The sequence below is a fragment of the Microcystis sp. LE19-41.2A genome (genome assembly GCF_027530405.1).
Classification (GTDB): Bacteria; Cyanobacteriota; Cyanobacteriia; order Cyanobacteriales; family Microcystaceae; genus Microcystis; species Microcystis aeruginosa.
Genome location: NZ_JAPZQJ010000377.1, coordinates 1 through 21,415 on the forward strand (window position 1 = coordinate 1; position 21,415 = coordinate 21,415).

12 protein-coding genes and 2 tRNA genes are annotated in these 21,415 nt (G+C 47.9%); 4 read left to right on the forward strand and 10 right to left on the reverse strand.

What is annotated here, in order from left to right:
- Nucleotides 1–671: 671 nt before the first annotated feature.
- A complete protein-coding gene (locus tag O9290_RS15315) occupies nt 672–1,223 on the reverse strand; it encodes a TolB family protein (protein ID WP_002758706.1) in 552 nt (183 codons plus the stop codon).
- Nucleotides 1,207–1,488, reverse strand: a complete 282-nt coding sequence (pedR, locus tag O9290_RS15320) for a photosynthetic electron transport-dependent transcriptional regulator PedR (protein ID WP_002754772.1) — start codon at nt 1,486–1,488, stop codon at nt 1,207–1,209. Before pedR ends, O9290_RS15315 begins: the two co-directional genes overlap by 17 nt.
- Nucleotides 1,489–1,995: 507 nt before the next feature.
- Between pedR and hisA the strand changes: the two genes are divergently transcribed.
- A complete protein-coding gene (hisA, locus tag O9290_RS15325) occupies nt 1,996–2,757 on the forward strand; it encodes a 1-(5-phosphoribosyl)-5-[(5-phosphoribosylamino)methylideneamino]imidazole-4-carboxamide isomerase (RefSeq protein ID WP_002758705.1) in 762 nt (253 codons plus the stop codon).
- Here the strand turns inward: hisA and O9290_RS15330 are convergent.
- From O9290_RS15330 to O9290_RS15340, 3 genes are all read right to left on the reverse strand, one after another.
- Nucleotides 2,754–4,523: a beta-barrel domain-containing protein gene (locus O9290_RS15330; RefSeq protein ID WP_002758704.1), complete on the reverse strand. Its 1,770-nt coding sequence runs from the start codon at nt 4,521–4,523 to the stop codon at nt 2,754–2,756. The genes hisA and O9290_RS15330 overlap by 4 nt on opposite strands.
- A gap of 201 nt (nt 4,524–4,724) precedes the next feature.
- Nucleotides 4,725–7,694 (reverse strand): peptidase domain-containing ABC transporter, encoded by a 2,970-nt coding sequence (locus tag O9290_RS15335; protein ID WP_288058710.1) that lies wholly within the window; start codon nt 7,692–7,694, stop codon nt 4,725–4,727.
- Nucleotides 7,695–7,769: 75 nt separating this feature from the next.
- Nucleotides 7,770–8,531, reverse strand: a complete 762-nt coding sequence (locus O9290_RS15340) for a peptidylprolyl isomerase (RefSeq protein WP_288027432.1) — start codon at nt 8,529–8,531, stop codon at nt 7,770–7,772.
- 601 nt (nt 8,532–9,132) lie between these two features.
- Here O9290_RS15340 and O9290_RS15345 point away from each other — a divergent pair.
- The 3 genes from O9290_RS15345 to O9290_RS15355 all read left to right on the forward strand — a co-directional run bounded on the left by O9290_RS15345 (nt 9,133) and on the right by O9290_RS15355 (nt 9,953).
- Nucleotides 9,133–9,217: transfer RNA gene (locus O9290_RS15345), tRNA-Ser, on the forward strand.
- A 106-nt stretch (nt 9,218–9,323) separates the two neighbouring features.
- On the forward strand, nt 9,324–9,839 hold the full coding sequence (locus O9290_RS15350; RefSeq protein ID WP_002736326.1) for a GNAT family N-acetyltransferase: 516 nt from the start codon (nt 9,324–9,326) through the stop codon (nt 9,837–9,839).
- 40 nt (nt 9,840–9,879) lie between these two features.
- Nucleotides 9,880–9,953 (forward strand) — tRNA-Pro (locus O9290_RS15355).
- 480 nt (nt 9,954–10,433) lie between these two features.
- On the opposite strand, the gene O9290_RS15360 is transcribed toward O9290_RS15355, so the two are convergent.
- From O9290_RS15360 to rpoD, 5 genes are all read right to left on the reverse strand, one after another.
- Complete coding sequence (locus tag O9290_RS15360) at nt 10,434–14,465, reverse strand: DNA-directed RNA polymerase subunit beta' (RefSeq protein ID WP_288058708.1); 4,032 nt, start codon at nt 14,463–14,465, stop codon at nt 10,434–10,436.
- Nucleotides 14,466–14,688: 223 nt separating this feature from the next.
- On the reverse strand, nt 14,689–18,000 hold the full coding sequence (gene rpoB / locus O9290_RS15365) for a DNA-directed RNA polymerase subunit beta (RefSeq protein WP_288058707.1): 3,312 nt from the start codon (nt 17,998–18,000) through the stop codon (nt 14,689–14,691).
- 222 nt (nt 18,001–18,222) lie between these two features.
- Nucleotides 18,223–19,002, reverse strand: coding sequence for a TatD family hydrolase (locus tag O9290_RS15370; protein ID WP_002758697.1), 780 nt, complete (start codon nt 19,000–19,002; stop codon nt 18,223–18,225).
- 50 nt (nt 19,003–19,052) lie between these two features.
- Nucleotides 19,053–19,346: a 30S ribosomal protein S20 gene (rpsT, locus tag O9290_RS15375; RefSeq protein ID WP_002737368.1), complete on the reverse strand. Its 294-nt coding sequence runs from the start codon at nt 19,344–19,346 to the stop codon at nt 19,053–19,055.
- A gap of 214 nt (nt 19,347–19,560) precedes the next feature.
- A complete protein-coding gene (gene rpoD / locus O9290_RS15380; protein WP_002758696.1) occupies nt 19,561–20,811 on the reverse strand; it encodes an RNA polymerase sigma factor RpoD in 1,251 nt (416 codons plus the stop codon).
- Nucleotides 20,812–21,415: the final 604 nt, after the last annotated feature.

Consider the following 21,415-nt stretch of genomic DNA (forward strand, 5'->3'; position numbering starts at 1 on the left):
TAGGGTTTGCTGAATAATGGTAAAACCCTTTTAAAATAAGGCTTTTGACCTGTTAAAGTCCGATGTTAGTGCAAGAAAATAGGATTGGGACTTTCAAAAACCTTGCATTATCCTTCTTGTAGTACATAGCTTGGTACAAAAAACAAGGGCAACAAAGCCCGAAACGACCGACTCCTGACGACCGGCTACTGACTCCTACCCCCAGGAAAAACTTTTTCAGCAGACCCTAATTACACATCTAAGCCACTACTCCGTCAGACTTCTGCTGTGATCAGTAAACAGTGAACTGAAAACTCAAATCCGATCCCTAATAGCTGTATCCCGTCTCCTGTCTCGGAGTCTCCTGTCTCGGAGTCTCCTGTCTCGGAGTCTCCTGTCTCGACTAGGAAATTAATTTTGCACGACTACTTACATAAACTGGTACAAAAAAGCAGGGCAACAAAGCCTGAAACGACCGGCTACTGACTCCTGACGACCGACTCCTAACCCCACCAACAAACTTTTTGCCGCAAACCCTACCTATGCGGCTGGACGAGGAAAAAGAAAGAGTCGAGACGGAGCAAAAAGTAAGCGTGGAGGGATTCCGGGGCGTGTGGATATTCTCCTCTCCCATCTCCCCCGCAACGCGCACGAAGTGGTCTCCCCACACCCTTCTCCCTTCTCCCCCAATACTATCGGGACGGGGAAGAATTGATCGGGGGTAAAGAAGGAGAAATTTCGCCACCTCGAGCGAATATTTCCAGATTCCATTGACCGAAACGATTACTTTCAAAAGCAATAAAACGACCGTTACCACTAATCGTCGGACGACGCACTTCTCCTAAAATATTTTCGGTGAGATTTTTTGTTTGCAGAGTTTGTCGATCATAAATATATATATCGGGTTTACCGGACTGTTCCGACACATAAACAATATAGCGACCATCGGCACTAATATCCGGTTGATCTTGATAGGTTTTTGCTTGATTTAACCCCGGTAGGGGAACTAAACGATTAGCCACTCGATCGAATAAATAAATCGTTCGTTGACCCCTGCGATCGGAGGCAAAGACCAGATAACGACCATCGTAGTTAAAACGGGGATTATCTTCAGAGGAAGGGGTATTTAAAGTATTTCCTAAAAGCTGTTGGGGAGGGGTGACAAAACCCGCATCACTACATCCCCCCAGACTGATGATATTAACCGCAAGCAAAAGTCCCAGAAGTTTAGGAAACCTGATCATCGGTCGGCACCGGGGAAGGAAGGATACAACAATTAATATCATCAAGACAAACTTTACCCCAATGCAATGCCCAACGCACCAATTCCACCCGATTATCGGTTTTTGTTTTTGTCAAGATATTACTAATATGATTATCAACGGTACGCTTACTAATCTCCAGCTTTTCCGAGATTTCTTGATTGGTTAAACCATTAGCCACTAAATCGAGTATTTCTAGCTCTCGATCGGATAATGAAGCGGCTGTTTGAAACTTCCCAGCAGACATGAGTATAATTCCTCTCGTATATGTACTTATCATTCTAGAAGAATTTTTTCCCCAGGAATCGATAATCAGTGATCAGTGATCAGTAAACAGTAATCAGTGAAAAGACGGCACTGTTACTGCCATTTGATGATGCACACTTAATACAGATGGTTTGCGGCAAAAAGCTTTTCCTAGGGGCAGGGTGTGGGGTGTGGGGTGTGGGGTTTTATCGATTTTCAGGTGGTCAACTACCTAATTTTCAGGGAAAAAGTCCAGGAATTTTCCCCCCGATCCCCGCAATGGCTGGCACTTTTTGAGGGAAAAAAAGTCTAAAAGTCTTATCCAACAAGGTTTAACGATGTATCTGTTTGTAACTGAAGAGCCTCAAAATCTTTGTGGACAATGCTTTGAGAGGGATTGTTCCCCTGTCAGACTCAAAACTGATCACTGATCACTGATCACTGATTCAGGGCTGACGGCTGGTACTATATAATGAAAAACGCTCCTTAGTTAGATATTGAGAAAAACATGGAAGTTATCCCCGCTATTGATATTCTCGATGGCAAATGTGTGCGACTTTATCAGGGAGATTACCAACAATCGCAGGTTTTTAACGATAATCCCGCAATAGTGGCGCGAGAATGGGTCAATCAGGGGGCAACCAGATTACATTTAGTTGATTTGGATGGAGCCAAAGAGGGTAAATCGGTTAATTTGTCAACTATTGAAACAATTCTTAATGATATTGCCATTCCCGTACAGGTGGGGGGTGGACTGCGGGATGTAGAAACGGTGAGTAATCTCCTAAAAATCGGGGTAGAAAAGGCGATTGTCGGGACAGTAGCCGTAGAAAAGCCCGAATTAGTCAGCGAACTTTGTCAAAGCTTTCCGGGGCAAATAATTGTCGGTATTGATGCTCGCGATGGCAAAGTAGCCACCAGGGGTTGGTTAGAAACTTCCGCAGTAGATGCGATCGCTCTTGGGCAAGATATGGCAAAAAGAGGAGCCAGCACGATTATCTACACTGATATTCATCGAGATGGCACACTTTCTGGCCCGAATCTCGCCGCTTTGCGAGAATTAGCCGAATCTGTCGAAATTCCCGTAATCGCCTCTGGGGGCATTAGTTCCCTGACGGACCTACTGAGTTTATTGTCTTTGGAACCTTTGGGAGTAACGGGAGTAATCGTGGGCCGCGCCCTTTATACCGGTGCAGTTAACCTCTCGGAAGCGATTAGCGCGATCGGATCGGGCCGTTGGCAGGATGTACCCCCGAATTTTTTCGTTTAACGGACTTGTTTGAGAGTATCCACCTGTTTATTGAACATATCGGTAAATAGTCCCAAAACGGTGCGATTTTCATTGACTTTGATGTTGACACTCACGGACATCCCCGATTGCAGCGGTAGAGTGGATTGATTTTTCAAAACTAACTCTTGACTGTTCAAGCGTACCCGGACGGGGAACCGATAAAAACGGTGATTTTCGTCGGGAGGTAAAGCATCGGAACCGATCGAGATTACTTCTCCCTTAATATCGCCGTATTCACTGTAGGAAAAGGAATCAATGCGAATATCGGCTTTTTGTCCCACGCGCACAAAACCGATGTCTTGGTTAGTCACGTCCACCTCTGCCACTAAACAACCTTTAGCGGCATCTTTCACCTCGGTGGGACAGCCATCGGGAACAAGTTTTAATAATGCTTCCGCTTGACTTGGTTGGGGAACAAACCCGGGCCGGGCCTTGAGATCAAAGACCACACCATCGATGGGGGCGGTAATTTTTTGATATTTAATCGTCTGTTGTGCTTGACTAATTTGACTGTCTAGTTCGGCAATGCGCTTGTTGTTATCAATGATAATGCGACTGATCTGACTATCGATTTCAGCGATCCGTTTGTAATTGTCCGCCATTTTATCGCGCACATCTTTTTCCGTGATTACCGTGGTATTAATCAGCTTTTCTTGCGCTTGGGAGATCAACAGGAAATAACGCTTTTCTTCCTGTTCCAGGCGGGAAATTTCGGCGATGCGGGTTTGTACTTCTTTCTCTTGTTTTTCTCGATCGATTTTGCCGTTAGCCTCTTGCTGCTGTAATTCATTCTGGCGATCAGTTACAGATTGTTTTTGTTTATTAATCTGATAACGGGCGATCGCTCCTTCATCCCCCAAGGGTTCAATATCCTTAAGAATATTACGCTCGATATCCAAGCTTTCTTGGCCCTGTTTCATCGAATTGGCATTACGAGTCTTAATTTCTTCTAAGACTAAGCGATCTTTGATTAATTGCGAGCGGGCATCGGCCAACTGTACCCTAGTTTGGGCCAATTGTTTTTCTAGTTGTTCCATTTCCAATCTAGCGGCCGCTTGTCGAGAATTGGCCTCCCGTCGAGCAGCCCCTAAACGAGCTAATTCATCCCCTTGTAAAGCAGAGCTAGAAGCACCTTCACTGACCTGTGCTTGATAAAGTTGATTTTCTGTCACCAAAGCGGCACGATTACGGGCTAAATCGGCGATTTCACTCGGTAATTTTAATTGAGCGATCGAACTTTCCACTGCTGCTGGTGTCAGATCCTGCGCCATTAAGAGACGATAGAATTGATTTTCCTTCTCAGCACTGGTGCGAATTTTTCTCAAGGATTCTAACTGCACTTGCGAGGCACTGGAATCCATTAAAACCAGTACATCACCTTTGTTAACTCGATCGCCGTCTTTCACTTTCACGAACTGTACTACCCCATTCACCGGTGCTTGTACTTCTTGCACTTTCCCCTGGGGTTTAAGTTGTCCTTGGGCGCCCACCACCTGCTCGATTTTGGCGAGCGCTGACCAAATTAAAGCGGCAGTGGTGACACTCATTAATGTCCAGATAATCGTCCGCGACCAAATGGGTGATTGTTTCAGGATCACCGATTGTTCCGGTGGGCTAAAAGTGGGTAAAGAAGGGCTAATACTTTTATTTTTCGTGGTAGTGGCCACGTTTTTACCCGCTTGGGTCAGTTCATCGCTTTTAGCGTTGCCGTTGCCCTTTTGACCGTTGTTAGAATTACCGTTCATGGGGATTCTCCTATATTTAGGGTTTGCTGAAAAAGTTTTTCGTGGGTGTAGGGTGTGGGGTGTAGGGTGTGGGGTGTGGGGTGTGGGGTGGTCACTGCGTGCGCGTTGCGGGGGGTTTTGGGGTATTAGTTGAAACTTCCCCATTTCCCCATTTCCCCATTTCCCCATTTCCCTATCCCCTAATCCCTGTTCCCTGACTGACTAGATTTGCGAATCCTGTTGTTTATAGAGAGTATAGTAAAGGCCTTTTCTGGCCATTAATTCCTCGTGGGTGCCTTCCTCCGCTACTGTCCCCTTATCCATCATGACAATAATATCGGCGGATTTGATCGAAGCTAGACGATGGGTGATAAAAAAGACCGTACGATCCTTGAAAGCTTCCTTGAGATTCAGACACACTTGCCGTTCGGTATTATAGTCGAGGGCGCTGGTGGCCTCATCAAGAATGAGAATTTGCGGTCTTTGCAGGACGGAACGAGCGATCGCAACCCGTTGTCGTTGTCCCCCCGATAGGGATGCCCCCCGTTCACCGACGCGGGTATTATAGCCATTGGGCAGGGTCATAATAAATTCGTGGGCTGCGGCTGCTCTCGCTGCCGAGACGATTTCCTCCACAGTCGCATCGGGGTTAGTCAGGGCGATATTTTCCTGTACCGTACCATCAAATAATAGGGTTTCTTGGGGAACCATGCCGATTTGACGACGCAGGGAATAGAGTTCCACTTTGTTGATATCATAGCCATCGATGAGAATCCGTCCCGATTCTGGTTCGTAGAGACGGGCTAATAGTTTAGTGATGGTACTTTTCCCGGCGCCACTTTCTCCCACCAAAGCGACAAAAGTGCCGGCGGGGAATTCTAAATTGACGTTGTATAGTTGCAGGGGTCCGTGGGGATTGAAGCGGAAAGCGAGGTTTTCGTAGGTGACAGTGCCTTTAATTAAGGGCATGGGGATATTTTGGCGATCGAGTTCCGCTTCTTGGGGAGTATCGACGATATCGGCCAATCTTTCTAGGGATAAGCCGGTTTCTTGGAAGTTTTGCCAGAGTTGGGTCAAACGCAGAATCGGCGAGGTAACGTAGGAAGAGATAATCCGGAAGGCGATTAATTGACCAAGGGTGAGTTTTCCGTCTAAAACTAGGGCTGCTCCCACCCACAGCACTAATAAACCCGATAATTGGTTAAAGAAGTGACTAAAGGAACCGGCCAAAGTTGAGGTCATGACCGTTTGAAAACCTTCGGCCACATAGCGCGCATAACGTTCTTGCCACTGCCAACGGGAACGCAATTCGATATTCTGTGCTTTTACTGTTTGGATTCCCGTCATCACCTCCACTAGATAGGATTGGGTTTCGGCGTTTCGTTCCGCTTTTGCTCGCAGTTGTCGCCGCACGATCGGTGCGAAAATAGCTGTGGAGAGAACTAAAATCGGCACGACTCCCAGGGCCCAAACGGTTAGAATCGGACTATAGATCAACATAACCACGATGTAGATAACCGAGAAAATGGCATCTAACACCACCGTTAGGGCTGTGCCTGTTAAAAATTGCCGAATATTCTCTAATTCGTTGATTCTTGTCGAAATTTCCCCCACTGGCCGCCGTTCAAAGTATTTCAGGGGTAAGCGCAGCAGGTGATCGATAATTTCTGAACCGAGGGTCATGTCGATGCGGTTAGTGGTATCGACAAAAAGAGATGTTCTCAAAAAGGTTAAAATCCCCTCAAAAACGGCAATTACTAAGAGGAAAACCCCGAGGGTGTTCAGAGTTTCCGGGCTATTCTGCACGATCACTTTATCGATAATCACCTGAATCATCAAGGGATTGGCCAGGGCAAATAACTGCACGAAGAAAGAAGCGATAAAAACTTCTATTAAGACTCGTTTATGTTTCTTGACAGAAGGCCAAAACCATGATAGGCCAAAACGCTGTTGCTGGGTGTGTTTGGTGGGTTTGAGCAGAATTACTTCCCCTTTTTCGTCCCAAGATTCCAGAAATTCGCTGGTTTTGCGTTTAATTATCCCCCGTTCCGGAACGGCGATCGTGGTTTCCCGTTGATTAATTTCGTAGAGGATAACGATGCTGTCTTGCCAGCGAATTAGGGCAGGAGGGTTGATATTGGGCAAGGAAGTAGCATTTAGGGGTACTAATTGGCTATGGAGTCCCACTAACTCGGCCACAGCCCCACACAGGGGCAGGGAAAGGCTGCCGGTTCTTTGCAGTTGATCCCTTAGGATGCGTTGGATCACGTCCTTGCGAAAGGGGATATTAAAATATTTGCAGATCATCTGAAAACAGGCACTCACCGCCTCTAGTTCCGTTTTTCCCCCGAAAAAAGGATAGGATTTGCGGTTTTTCTGGACAGTTTTTTCAAGGTCGATATCGCTGGTGATGTCGCTGATTCTTCCTTGGGGGATATCTAATACCTGGGTGGGTTTATTTCCCTTAATGACTTGGGTTTCCCAGATATCGTCCGTTTCTGTTTCCGCAGCCGCTTCGGTTTCCACTGTCAAGAATTCATCTAACTGATCGGAGGAAAGACCTAATAAGCGCGTGCTAGTCGGATTATTCTGGGTGATAACTGTGCCGGTAGGATAATTATCAGTATTTTCGCTGACTAACCAGAGATAATCATCGTTAATCTGGTCGTAGGACACACAAGCTTTGTTTAAAAGAGCCTGAGCAATTTCTTTCAGGTCCCCCCCACCCCAGGCCTGTTGATTAAGATAGGAGCCTAGGAGAGCATAAACTTCAGCGATCGAGGTTTCTTTAAAGAAATGTTCCTTAAATTCGGGGTAATTATTGATTAAAGACCAAAAATCCTCTTGTTTTAAGGTTAAACAGATAGTGACTTCCGAAGAAGCGATCACCGTTTCACAGGGGCTACCGCGCAGGAGACTGATCCACCCGAATAAATCCCCCGGCTGCAATTTAGCCAAAGTAACCGGCAACGGATTGTCAACCCTAGCATCGTAACCCAAAAGTCTGGCCTCTCCCTCGTAGAGAAGGACGAGGTGGGAGGGTAAGCGGTCGCACTTGAGGATCGCATTGCCCATCTCATAGCGAAAGGGTTGTAATTTCTGGCCCAGAGAACGTCTAACCTCGACGGGCAGGCGATCAAAGGGCTGTACGGTCTCCAGAAAGGCGGTAAAATCTAAAGTGGTATAACTCATTGGCTAGGCGAAAATTGACTAAGTTGGCAAATAATTAAGCGAAAAGACTAGGTTTACCCAGCTTGGCAAGGGATGCTATATAATCGATACCTGCTCGCTATTGACTGGGGTTGATTCGGAGATAAATTTCACTGTTTGCATTTGAGTCATTAACCATTGTTGGAATAAATCATTCCGTAAGCGTTGACGGGTGGGAGGATCCAGTTCACAGGATAAGTATTTTTCTAACCGGACAATTACGACCCATTCTCCCACTTGCGTCGGTGGCCACAGTTGCCCCGGTTTACTTGCTTTGAGAATTTGCCCAATCTGGGGATGGGGAGTGCTCAGTTCCACAGGTCCGATTAGTCCTCCGGTTTCTGCTTCTGCTCCTTGGGAGTATTTTTTGGCTAGTTCAGCGAAGCTATTTTCTCGATCCTGTATCCGGAAAAATAGTTCTTGGGCAATGCCGATATTTTTTGTCCGAATCAGGGAATAAACCACCTTATCCAATTGATTTTTGACTTGCAAGAAGTAGGATTCTACTTTGTTATCCCAAGTCTCCTGTTTAAATTTTTCCAGTTTAATGTCCCGAAGAATTAGATATTCTAGTTGTTCGGAATCCATCCCGTTTTGTCGTAACCAAGATTTCATTTGTTCATCGTTGGCAATTTGATTATTTTGATAGAAACGGGAATAGGCGGCGTTTCTTTCTTCGGGATTGCAGGTGATATCGGCAATCGCTTGCTCGATAATTACTTCCCGGATTAACTGGGGTAACATACCATATTTTGCCAAAAGAGGCAAGACCGCTGAATCGCTAATTTTGTGGTCGCCGATTTCAATAATTGAACTCATAATAAATACATTTTCCTCACAGAAATGTTTAAAACTATCAACTCTAGGAGCTTCTAAATTTTATTGAGGTGATTATACGTCAAAACAGCAATTTTAAGGCACCCCTCCCCATTCTAATTTTAGTTTTCCCCCTTGAAAGCCGAAAATTACAGAAATTAAACAAATAAGTCGGTCATCTTGGCGGGGATGGTGAGGGGAATTGGTTCGGCCGATCGGCCCGCCCAAAATGCTGCTCAGAAACCCCTAATTAGGGCTGGCTGAATAAATCTAAAAACCTTGTTGGCTAAGACTTTTAGACTTTTTTGATCTCCAAAAGTGCCAGGCCTAGGAGTGATCAGGGGGGGGGGAAATTCAGGTACTTTTTCCCTGAAAATCGGTAAACCCCCACACCCTGCCGCCAGGAAAGACTTTTTCAGCCAACCCTAATTGTGCCTCTAATTGACTAGAATAGACTTCTTGCAGAAATTGGGGAAGGGGGAAAGGGGAAATTTTAACCCTTAACCCTATATTCTATAATATGCAACCCTTTTACCTGCATTTGCGGAAAATTTTTTGATTTATGCAAGAGTTCTAATGATAAGATATTAGGTATGGCTGCCTTGGAGAGGTGGCAGAGTGGTCGATTGCGCTCGACTTGAAATCGAGTAACCAGCAATGGTTCGTGGGTTCAAATCCCACCCTCTCCGTACTCAACCAATCAAATTTGGACTCCAGTGGCCCGATTGTTCTTAGAGAGGGGAAAATAAAATATACTAGGCTAAAAGGACAATATTGAGGCAGTAGCCCCCCGGCATGGTTTTTTGGAAAAGATTGTTTAATAGCTCGGAAGTCACTGCATCTCCTGACTATTCGGGAGACTTGGTAGAGGTTGCCCAGAATGACCTCGGACAGACGCGAGTGTTTTTTAGTACCGATCGAGAGCTAGATCTATATGAGTTAGAAGAACTTTGTGACTCGGTAGGTTGGGCCCGTCGTCCTTTACGCAAAGTTAAAAAGGCGATCGAATGTAGTTTTTTAGTCGTGTCGATGTGGGAAGTGCGAGGTAATCGCCGTCGTTTAGTGGGTTTTGCTCGTGCCACTTCCGATCACGCTTTTAATGCTACAGTCTGGGATGTGGTTGTTCATCCTCACTATCAAAGTAAAGGCTTTGGTAAAGCATTAATGAAATTTATGATCAGGAAGTTGCGGGGTGAGGACATCAGTAATATAACTCTTTTCGCCGATCCGCAGGTGGTGGATTTCTATCGTCGTCTCGGTTTTGTTCTCGATCCCGAAGGTATCAAAGGGATGTTTTGGTATCCCGATTAAGAATGCGGCTCTTAGGCTATACTAAAAAAAGAGTTTACTTCGGGATGTAGCGCAGCTTGGTAGCGCGCCTGCTTTGGGAGCAGGATGCCGCAGGTTCAAATCCTGTCATCCCGACTGGAGAGAAAATTCTTCAAATCCTTACTTTGTCTCCTTTCCGGTTGACAAGAAAGGCTGCCTTTTTTTATTGCCAAACTCTGGTGAGTTAGCGGGAAAAGTAGGGGCGAAGCATTCGGATAGGAAATCTACGGTTTCAGCGATAGGTTATGCCCGAATGCTTCGCCCGTACAGGACGCAGGTCGATGAAGATGCAAGGTTTTGAACCACGATTCTCTCAAAATCTTGCACCTGTGAGAGCAAAACAAAACCCTAAAACCCTTACCTCGTCTATAGCGGTTCTCGCATCTGTGCGGCACACTTAAACCTTTGCTGATTAAGCTGTTCAGGATCGGGAATGTACCTCTTGTGAATCAGAAACGCTATATATTTCATATTTATTCAGCCAACCCTAGGGAGTTTGGGGAGAGAAGGAGGAGGTTTTTGGAGAATAACAAGGGTTTTTCCGGCCACTCCTCCTTTTAAGATATCTACAGACGATTATTCTTCTTCGTAATCCCCCTCGAAATCGTCCTCATCCCCTTCCTCATCGGCTTCTGACCAGCTGTCGCTGATGGGTTGGCGACTAAAGCGACTGCTGCCGCGGGAGGAGAGGAAAGCCATTTCATCATCCTCTAAATCGACCACATCACCCTCAGCGTAGGCGCGAGCGGTTTGATCGTCAAGAATCATATCGCTATCGTCACTACTATCGCCGAAACCGGGACGAGGAGGGAAACTGGGACTGCTGGGGGCAGCGTAATAACCACGATTGTTGTTGTAGTTATATTCCTCCTCTGGGGGGGCGTAATCGCTGATCCCCGCCATGTTTTCGTGGGAATTAAAGCCAGTACCCGCCGGAATCAGACGACCGATAATCACGTTTTCCTTGAGACCCCGTAACCAGTCGGACTTGCCTTCGATCGCCGCTTCCGTGAGGACGCGGGTGGTTTCTTGGAAGGAGGCGGCACTGATAAAGCTATCGGTATTCAAGGAAGCTTTGGTGATTCCCAGTAGTACAGGCGTATATTTAGCCGCCGCCCCACCGGTGATTGACATGGCTTCATTTACCGTCTCCACCTGTCGCAATTCCAACAATTCCCCGGGCAACATACTGGTATCGCCGCCGTCATCGATCCGCACCTTAGAGGTCATCTGACGCACGATAACTTCGATGTGTTTATCGGCAATATCGATCCCCTGGGATTGATAAACCGACTGTACCTGATCAACGAGGAACATCTGGGTTTTTTCCAAGGCTTTTAAGGCCGCTTCGTAACTGCCCAAGCTATCCACATAATAATTAAAGAACACCTCTAAAATCTCGTGGGGATTAGCCTGACCATCGGTTAACGCCTGACCCGCATCGATACGCTGATTATCGCTCACCAGGGGGTTTTGACTGCCTAAAAGCGGATATTCACTGATCGTGCCGTCATCCTCGACCACCTTAATATCGACGATCTCAGAATCTTGGTACTCCACTTGACAAACTCCCGGTTTGCGTGCTAAGACACAAGCCTCTTTCGGTTTGCGGGCTTCGAGCAGTTCTTCGATTCTGGGTAAACCTTGAATGATATCCCCAGTTTTCGAGCGCTCAAACACCAACAGCACCAAATTATCGCCCCGTTGAACCAGATCTCCCTCATCGATGTGCAGAATCGCCCCGGCCGACACTCGGTAGGGTCGGGCCTTACGCAGACGGATTTCATAGCCGGTGGTGGTTTGGTCAACGGCCAGCACTTGACCGGAATTGGGGGCTAAAACTCCGGCAGCGATCTCAGCTTCGGCGATTACCAGATCCCCAGCTTTGACGGTGGGAGCAACAGCGAACGGGAGAATAAACTCGTCACGGTCACTCACAATTAAAAGACGGCGCACCGCTTCGCTGCCCTTGCGAATCCCGCGAATTTCTCCAGCTTCCTTACACTGGATTTCGGTTCTGGCCACCACTGCCCCCGGTGGAATTTCATCGCCATCTTGGACGAGAACGCGAGTCTGAATATTACCCCCTAAAGGATCATTATCACTATCTCGACGCAGCACCAGAGATTCGAGAATAACTAACTGTAAACGCTGACAATCCGTGTCCTCGCACCGCTTCGCGGATCCCTGCGGGATCGGTTCTAACTCGATATCGGCCGTCAGATGGGAGACCGATTCCGGTTCTTCGCTAGAAATTTCTAGGACTAATTGGGTGCTGATCAGTTGACAACCCTCGACGGATTTAACTCTTTCCCCGTCTTTAAAGAAAATGCGCTGCACCGATCGCAGTTCGATATGTCGTCCTCCTTCTTGGTTAGCGGAACCCTGGGTGGGAGAAGTGGATTGGTCTTCTACGGTGAACTCCTGTACTGGTCGCAGCAGTAATCCCAAACCCTCGTTAGTTTCCACCCATTCCGCTTGCCGTAACTCCTCGATCGTGACTTCGGGGGTTAACTGTGTCCCGGGGTAAATTAACTGTTCTTGGGCAATTCCGGAGGATTCCGGTTCGAGATCCATAAATAACAGCCCCGGTTTGACAATGATCTCCCGGAGGATGTCATTTTTCTGGATGACTTCCACCACACCGCTAGAGTTACAGAAGATGTCTTTAACCACTTCTTCCCCTGCTTCCACATACTGCCCATCTTCCACCTGTAAGAGGGAGATATCTTTATTAACTTCGTGGGTTTCTTCGGGAATCCAGAGGATCGTGCCGCCTTTGGTGATTTCATAACCCTGTTTGCGGCTGCCTTTGGCGACTTCGATATCGACGTATTTAATCATGCCGCCGGTGTGGGTTTGATAGCGATCGTCGATTAACTCGGCGACAATGGCATGATTCTGTACTTTTGTCCCCGGAGTGGTTTTCAGCAGGAAGCGTTGACCATCTCCCGTATGAATAATAAACTGTTCCCGACCGGCACTACTTTCTACTTTTACCTCGGCCTGATCCAAGGACACGGAAGCGGTGACGATATCGATTTCCCGGCTATTGGGGGCTAAACGCACCAAACCGCCGTTAGTGGATACTAACTTAGTTTCCGCTAGAACATCCCCCACTTGTACTTGATCGCCGTTACTGACCACGGGTTCAGCCCCGGTTGGCAAGTTATACACTTCTCCGGAGAGAATCCATAGTAATCCCCCCCGTTGGGCGATGCGGGTGGTATTGCCTTGGCGATCGGTTTTTTCCTCTGGGACTAATTGCGAGAATAGCACCTCGCCGGCTAAGTCACTGGTTACGTCTTTTGTGGCTTTTTCCGTGGATTTTTGGACTTTATCGGAGGTTATTTCCGCTAGTAACTGTTCCTCGCTTACCGTTGCCCCATCGGTGACAAATAGCAGTGATCCCGGAGTCAAAGAGTAGGTGACAGTTTCTTTAGTTTTATCCTTGGGTGTTAATTTAATTTCCCCCGGTGCCTCCACCTGGTCCCGTTCATCCCCGTGGCGAGTTCGCACGTTACGGATACTTAACCCCGGCAGAAAACGCACGCTTCCCTCGAAGGGACTCCGCACTTGCCGGGCCACTTCTCCGGTAAATACGCCCCCAGTGTGGAAGGTACGCATGGTTAACTGAGTTCCCGGTTCCCCGATCGATTGGGCTGCAATAATCCCCACTGCTTCCCCCATATCCACCGGATGACCGTGGGCCAGACTCCAACCGTAACAGGTTTGGCAAACTGAGCGGGCTGCTTCACAGGTTAAGGGGCTGCGGACTTTGATTTTATCGACCAGTTTGCCCAGTTTTTCGGCGGTTTCATCATCGATAATCTGGTTGCGGGTGGCGATCACTTCTCCCTTGACCACCACATCTTCGGCCAAGGAACGACCTAATAGGCGATCGCTTAAGGGAATTAACACGCGATCGCCATCGGTCATGGCGGTTAATTCAACATAACGATTAGTGCCACAATCTGCCTCGCGGACGATGACATCTTGGGACACATCGACGAGACGACGAGTCAAATAACCGGAATCTGCCGTCCGTAGGGCTGTATCAACTAAACCTTTGCGCGCCCCGTAGGAGGAAATAACGTATTCGGTAACGGTCAATCCTTCCCGGAAGTTAGTCTTAATCGGGAGGTCGATAATTTCCCCCTGGGGATTAGCCATTAATCCCCGCATTCCCACTAACTGACGCACTTGGCTCATATTACCCCGCGCCCCGGAGAAAGCCATCATATAGACGGAGTTGAGGGGATCGGTGACTTGGAAGTTGCGAATTACTTCATCTTTAAGCGATTCAGATGTACTATTCCAAGTATCAATTACTTTTTGGAAGCGTTCCACTTCGGTGATTTCCCCGCGCACATAACGCTGTTCGGTTTGCCGGATTTCCTGTTCGGCACTTTCGATCATTTGTCGTTTAGCCGGCGGTACGGTTAAATCATCCACACTAATGGAAACCCCTGCTTTGGTAGCGAAACGAAACCCGAGGTTTTTCAATTCATCGGCCATTTGTGAACAGCGCGCCGAACCGTAGTTTTGATAGGCCCAAGCGATCAGTTTTTTCAGTTTTCCTTTGTCAACAGTTTGGTTATAAAACATCTCGATCCCAGTAACAAGTAAACAGCTATTAGCTATCAGCCATCAGCATTCAGCTATCAGTTAGAAAAGGGAACAGGAAATAGGGAACGGGGAATAGGGAATAGGCAAATTTTTACTTTACTGTCCTTTTTTTTGCTTTTTCCTGGAAAATTCTCTCCTGTCTCCTGTCTCCTGACTCCTGACTTCTCACTGATAACTGATTACTGATTACTGATCACTGAAATTACACTTCCGATTCTTCTTCCTCAAAGTCTTCCGTGGTTAAAGATTCGTAGGTGGGGCGAGAGGGGGCGCGACGACCGACATCGACCATCAGATCCACCTCCACATCGCGGGAAGTACCATCGGGGGCATTTTCCACCTTGTGAACGGCGATATCGAGGCCGAGGGATTGCAATTCTCGCATCAAAACCTTAAAGGATTCTGGCGTACCCGGGCGGGGAATCGGCTTGCCTTTTACGATCGCATTTAAAGCCTCATTCCGTCCTTGCATATCATCGGATTTCACCGTGAGCAATTCCTGCAAGGTATAGGCTGCCCCGTAGGCCTCCAGGGCCCAGACTTCCATTTCTCCGAAGCGCTGGCCTCCCTGTTGAGCTTTACCGCCCAGGGGTTGCTGAGTAACCAAGGAGTAGGGACCGGTAGAACGGGCGTGAATTTTATCATCAACCAGGTGAACCAGTTTTAACATATAGGCCATACCGACGGTAACGGGACGGTCAAAGGGTTCGCCGGTGCGACCATCGTAAACCGTGACTTTACCTGCGTGTTCTTCCTTGAACACCCAATCGCGATTGGGTTTTTTCGAGGCATTTTCTAGCAATCCGTGGACGGTTAAACGGCTGGCTTCTTCCCCATACATTTCATCAAAGGGAGTAATCTTAAAGCGCACGCCCAGATTTTCGCCAGCCCAACCCAGTAAACATTCAAACACCTGACCGACGTTCATGCGACTGGGAACCCCTAGGGGATTGAGAACGATATCGACGGGACGACCATCGGGGAGGTAGGGCATATCTTCCAGGGGCAGAATCCGAGAAATAATCCCTTTATTGCCGTGACGACCCGCCATTTTATCGCCCACTTGGATTTTGCGTTTTTGGGCAACGTAAACCCGTACCACCATATTGGCCCCGGGGGGTAATTCATCTCCCTGTTCGCGGGTAAATACCCGCACATCCACTACCCGGCCTTTTTCGCCGTTGGGGACGCGGAGGGAGTTATCCCGTACATCCCGGGCTTTTTCGCCGAAAATTGCCCGCAGTAGTTTTTCTTCGGGGGGTTGGTCTGATTCGCCTTTCGGGGTGACTTTCCCCACGAGGATATCGCTGGCTTCTACCCAGGCCCCGATGCGAATAATGCCGCGTTCATCGAGGTTTCGCAGGGCATCTTCACCGACGTTGGGAATTTCCCTGGTGATTTCCTCAGGTCCGAGTTTAGTTTGACGAGCTTCGATTTCGTATTTTTCAATGTGGATACTGGTGTAGGTGTCTTGTGCCACCAGTCTTTCGCTGATTAAAATCGCGTCTTCGTAGTTATAGCCTTCCCAGGGCATATAGGCGACGAGGATATTCTGGCCGAGGGCGATTTCTCCTCCTTCGGTGGCGGAACCATCGGCGAGGATCTGCCCTGGCACAACTTGTTCCCCTTGATAGACTAAAGGACGCTGATTTAGGCAGGTATCTTGGTTAGAGCGTTGATATTTCTGAATTTCGTACTCGATCTCGCTCTTGCCAAAAATCTCTTTGTCTTCATCCGCCACTTTGATGCGAATCCGGTTAGCATCGACGTAGGAAACGACCCCATTGGTACGGGAAACGATGACCATGCCGGAGTCGCGAGCGGCCTGTGCTTCCAATCCGGTACCCACAAGGGGACGTTCGGGACGCAGCAGGGGAACCGCTTGTCGTTGCATATTAGAACCCATCAGGGCGCGGTTAGCGTCGTCGTGTTCAAGGAAGGGAATCAGGGAAGTGGCCACCGAGACAATTTGGACGGGGGAAACACAAACGTAGTCCACTTGTTCGGGGGAGGTGGTGGAGAATTCCTGCCGATAGCGCACTGGGATAGTTTCGCCGAGGATATAACCATTTTCATCGGTGGCCACGTCTCCTGGTGCGACTCTGAGATCGTCTTCTTCGTCGGCGGTGAGGTATTTAACGGGGAGATCGTAGCGAACTCGTCCATTTTCCACCGCGTAACAGGGGGTTTCAATAAAACCGTAGTCGTTGACGCGGGCGTAGGTGGCCAGGGAACCGATTAAACCGGCGTTGGGACCTTCTGGGGTTTCCACCGGACAAATGCGGCCGTGGTGGGAGGGGTGAATGTCGCGCACGGCAAAACCGGCCCGTTCCCGGGTCAGACCGCCGGGGCCAAGGGCGGAAATGCGGCGTTTATGGGTCAATTCCGCTAGGGGGTTGGTTTGATCCATGAACTGGGAGAGTTGCGAGGAACCAAAGAATTCTTTAATCGCCGCTACTAGGGGTTTCGGGTTGACTAGGGAAGCGGGGGTGAGGTTTTGGGATTCGCTGACGGTCATCCGTTCCCGAATGATTCTTTCTAAGCGGTTTAAACCTACTCGCACTTGGTTTTGTAGCAGTTCACCCACGGAACGGACGCGACGGTTGCCGAGGTGGTCGATGTCGTCGGTGTTGCCGATGTCAAATTCGAGGTTAATTAGGTAGTCGATCGCCGATAAGATGTCGGTGGTGGTGAGAACGCGCTGGTTATCGGGGACGTTGAGGCGTAGTTTTTTGTTGAGTTTATAACGACCAACGCGACCGAGATCGTAGCGTTTATTGTCAAAAAAGCGCGATTCGAGCAGTTGTTGTCCGCCGGTGACGGTGGGAGGTTCCCCGGGGCGTAGTTTGCGGTACAGGTCGAGGAGTGCCTCTTCTTCGCTGGGATTGCCTTCTTTGTCGAGGGTTTTTTGGTAGAATTCGGGGTGGCGTAGGGAGTCAAAGATTTCGTTATCGCTCAATCCGATCGCTTTCAGGAGAACTTGGGCGGATAATTTGCGGGTTTTGTCGATTCTGACCCAGACTAAGCCGTTTTTGTCGGTTTCAAATTTTAACCAAGCTCCTCGGTTGGGAATCAGGGAAGCGGAGTAGGTACGGCGACCGTTTTTGTCGATTTCGGCTTTGTAGTAAACACCGGGAGAACGGACGATCTGATTGACGATGACTCGTTCAGCCCCGTTAATGATAAAGGTTCCCCGTTCGGTCATCAGGGGTAAATCGCCGATAAAGACTTCCTGTTCGATGTTTTCTCCCGTTTCTTTGTTGATTAGACGGGTGGGAACGTACATCTGAACGGAATAGGTGCTATCGCGTCGTTTGGCTTCATCGACGTTGTATTTCGGTTCTTTGAGTCTGTAGTCCTGGCCGAGGAAATGTAGTTCTAATTTACCTGTATAGTCGCTGATGGGGGAAAAGCTATTCAGTTCCTCGATTAGTCCTTCTTCCAAAAACCACCGAAAACTGGAGTGTTGGATTTCGATGAGGTCGGGTAAGAGGTTAAAGGTAAGATTGTTCATTATGGTTACAAGGGCTGATGACACGATAGCGACGGTCGGGAATTGCTCTCGGAGATCGGGGTTTTTAGGGGTTGGGTGTTGGGGTTTTAGGGTTTTAGGGTGTTGGGGTTTTAGGGTGTTGGGGTTTTAGGGTTTTAGTTGAATTCCCCCATTTCCCCATTTCCCCATTTCCCCATTTCCCCATTTCCCCGTCCCCTGCTCTGTGCTAATAAACTATGTTTTTTAACTGGGGAGTTGAAATAAGTTGCGGGCGTTCTGGGTGGTTTGTTCGGCTAGGGTTTCGACCGGATAGCCGCGCAGACGGGCGACGGTTTCGGCCACGTGGAAGACGAAGGAGGGTTCACAAGGTTTACCGCGGTGGGGATTGGGGGAGAGAAAGGGGCAATCGGTTTCGATCAGTAGGCGATCGCTGGGGACAATTTGGGCGGCAGCTTGCACAGTTTTACTGTTTTTGAAGGTGACAATGCCGCTAAAGCTGATGTAAAAACCCAAATCTAAAAACCATTGAGTTTCTTCGGGGTTGCCAGTCCAGCAGTGCATCACGCCGCGAATTTTGCCCACTTGTTGCCGAAAGGCGCTGATTTCCTCCCGCATGACCGGGGCCGCATCTCGACAATGGATAATCACGGGTTTATCGAGACGATGGGCGATTTCTAATTGCGTCCAAAAGACCTGTTTTTGCTGCTCTTGATTATCCGCTTTATAGAAGTCTAAACCCATTTCCCCGATCGCCACGACGCGCCGATCAGATCGGGCTAGGGATTCGATCTGATCGGCACTATTATCTCGCCATTTTTGGGCATCTAGGGGATGTAAACCGACGGCGAAGGAAATTTCCTCAAATTGATCGGCAATGGCTTTAATCGCTGCAAACTCCTCCGGTTCGACACAGGAGTGAACCAGATGAACGACTCCCACACTTCGCCAACGTTCGGAGATAGCGGGCAAGTCGGCTTGCAAAACGTCAAAGTTCAAATGAACGTGCGTATCTATTAATTGCATCGACCCCCGATCGCTTGTTGCGTCTGTCCTGATTACAGCTTACTCGTTTCTTAGGAAGCTTGGCTAACTTTTTGCAAAGCTTTGGCTAAACCGGCTTTTTTTCTAGCGCCGTTGTTCCGGTGCAAGACGTTGCGCTTGACGGCTTTATCGATTTTACTGTAAGCTTCCGATAGAGCTTGTTGGGCGCTTTCTAGCCCTTCTGGGCTGGGGTTGGCTCCGTAGGCCGAGACAGCGACAAGACATTTTTTGATCAGGGTTCTTACGGCTGACTTGTACGCTTTGTTGCGGAGACGATTTCTTTCGGAGATTTGGACTCGTTTGAGTGCAGACTTTGTATTAGCCACAGTCGTTTCTTGTTCTCAATACTGGTATGGTTAATCGGGACACAGACAAACCATAATAACAGATTTGTGCTATTTGTTGCAAGAGTTTTCTGGACAAGATTGGGGCAACCCCAGAGATATTTTCAGGATTAGGTTCCCACCGATGGGGAAGTGTAGATGACGATAAAACTGAGCCTCAAGGAGACTCAGTTTCTAGTTTTTTAAGGACGGGAAGTTAACGAATGTACTCTTTGAGGATACTATTACGGTTAGGGTGACGCAGTTTCCGCAGGGCTTTGGCTTCTATTTGACGAATGCGCTCGCGAGTGACGTTGAAAATCTGGCCGATTTCTTCGAGTGTTTTCATCCGGCCGTCATCTAAACCGTAGCGCAGACGCAGCACATCGCGTTCGCGAGGACTAAGGGTATCGAGGACGTTTTCTAAATCCTCGCGTAATAAATTTTTAGAAACTTCATCTTCTGGGGTTTCCCCATCCGCTTCGATAAAGTCTCCTAAACGGGAATCTTCTTCTTTACCGATGGGAGTCTCTAGAGAAATAGGTAATTGGGCAGATTTAGCAATAAAACGCAGTTTTTCAATGGTCATCTCCATCTTGGTGGCGATTTCTTCCTCGGTGGGTTTGCGACGCATTTCCTGAGAAAGAATCTTGGTGGTTTTTTTGATCCGGGAGATGGTTTCGTAGAGGTGGACGGGAAGTCTAATGGTGCGGGATTGATCGGCGATCGCCCGGGTGATGGCTTGACGAATCCACCAAGTGGCATAGGTGGAGAATTTATAACCCTTTTCGTGGTCGAATTTTTCGGCGGCGCGGATCAAACCGAGGGAACCTTCTTGAATTAAATCTTGGAAGGAAAGACCGCGATTCATGTATTTCTTGGCGATCGAAACCACTAAACGCAGGTTCGATTGTACCATTTTTTCCTTAGCGCGACGACCATGGTACAAACGACGCTTAAAGGCCGATAAGTATTCCTTTGATTTCGCCAGCCATTCTTCCAGCATGGGAGCCATTAGCTCCGTCTTACCTAAATAAGCCTTAATATCCGATAATTTCGGTTCTTTTTCCGATTTTTCGGCGATAATTTTCTCGATGCGCTCGAACAAGAAAACCTGTTTTCCCCATTCAGCATCGCTATAGAGGCAAAAATCTTCGCGAATGCGTTCTAATTTCAGTAGGTCGGCGATTTTTCTCGCTAATTCGATCTCCTCCTCCGCTCTCAATAACCGAATCCTGCCGATCTCTTGCAGATAAATCCGAATCGAATCTTCCGTATAGGGTTTTTTTCTAGCGGCGTCGCGACGACGAGCGCTGGCAAGGCGGCGGTTTTTTTTGCCATCGTTGCTATCGCTGGTTTCTTCTAGCTCTAACTCGATATCCTCATCATCGAAGTCTTCGTCTAGGTCAATCAAATCTAAATCCAATGGCGGCTCGGTAAGGGTTAGTACATCGTGGGCCTGCATCATGCCGTTTTCCTCTTGCTCCTTCTGTGCAAAACTAGAAGATCGAATCTCAATCTAGGTGATACTGAACAAATTTGTGTCTCAAATCCGAGAGGGGCAAAGACTTTTCCGATTGTAGCTTTAATTACAACAAATGGGAGAAGATTTTTGCTTAAATTTCCTTGTGTCGATGCGATTTTAGCGACACGGAATGCTGTTTTAGCTCGGTCAACTCATAATCTGGCTCCTGCAAAAATTGGGTAAATGGCTGGAGGACTGGAATCCGATCGCCGGTTTGTCTGCGGTGTTGACCAGATAGCTAAGTATCAAAGGAATTATGGGATGGGTTAACTGTTCCCACTGGCAAGAGGAACATAATCCCTATTGGCCCTTGCTAATTCCTTTAGTCTTTAGCTATTGTATTTAATTTGATCGGATTCTTACGGACAAATTTCATCCCTCATTGCTTTTACGCGAATCCAATTTCAATACAAGTGTATTAAAATTGTTAGAGCGCAAGCTCATAATATTAACTTAGCAACATTTTAGAAATTTGCGAGACAAATTTAAGATTTTCTCCAATAGCACCGTGGGGTGTGGGGTGTGGGGTGTGGGGTGTGGGGTGTGG

Coding starts and splice junctions, on each gene's coding strand:
- pedR (WP_002754772.1), bottom strand. CDS start 1,488: ATGTCTGCTGGGAAGTTTCAAACAGCCGCTTCATTATCCGATCGAGAG.
- rpoB (WP_288058707.1), bottom strand. CDS start 18,000: ATGAACAATCTTACCTTTAACCTCTTACCCGACCTCATCGAAATCCAA.
- O9290_RS15335 (WP_288058710.1), bottom strand. CDS start 7,694: ATGAGTTATACCACTTTAGATTTTACCGCCTTTCTGGAGACCGTACAG.
- O9290_RS15360 (WP_288058708.1), bottom strand. CDS start 14,465: ATGTTTTATAACCAAACTGTTGACAAAGGAAAACTGAAAAAACTGATC.
- hisA (WP_002758705.1), top strand. CDS start 1,996: ATGGAAGTTATCCCCGCTATTGATATTCTCGATGGCAAATGTGTGCGA.
- O9290_RS15315 (WP_002758706.1), bottom strand. CDS start 1,223: ATGATCAGGTTTCCTAAACTTCTGGGACTTTTGCTTGCGGTTAATATC.
- rpoD (WP_002758696.1), bottom strand. CDS start 20,811: ATGATGCAGGCCCACGATGTACTAACCCTTACCGAGCCGCCATTGGAT.
- O9290_RS15350 (WP_002736326.1), top strand. CDS start 9,324: ATGGTTTTTTGGAAAAGATTGTTTAATAGCTCGGAAGTCACTGCATCT.
- O9290_RS15340 (WP_288027432.1), bottom strand. CDS start 8,531: ATGAGTTCAATTATTGAAATCGGCGACCACAAAATTAGCGATTCAGCG.
- O9290_RS15330 (WP_002758704.1), bottom strand. CDS start 4,523: ATGAACGGTAATTCTAACAACGGTCAAAAGGGCAACGGCAACGCTAAA.
- O9290_RS15370 (WP_002758697.1), bottom strand. CDS start 19,002: ATGCAATTAATAGATACGCACGTTCATTTGAACTTTGACGTTTTGCAA.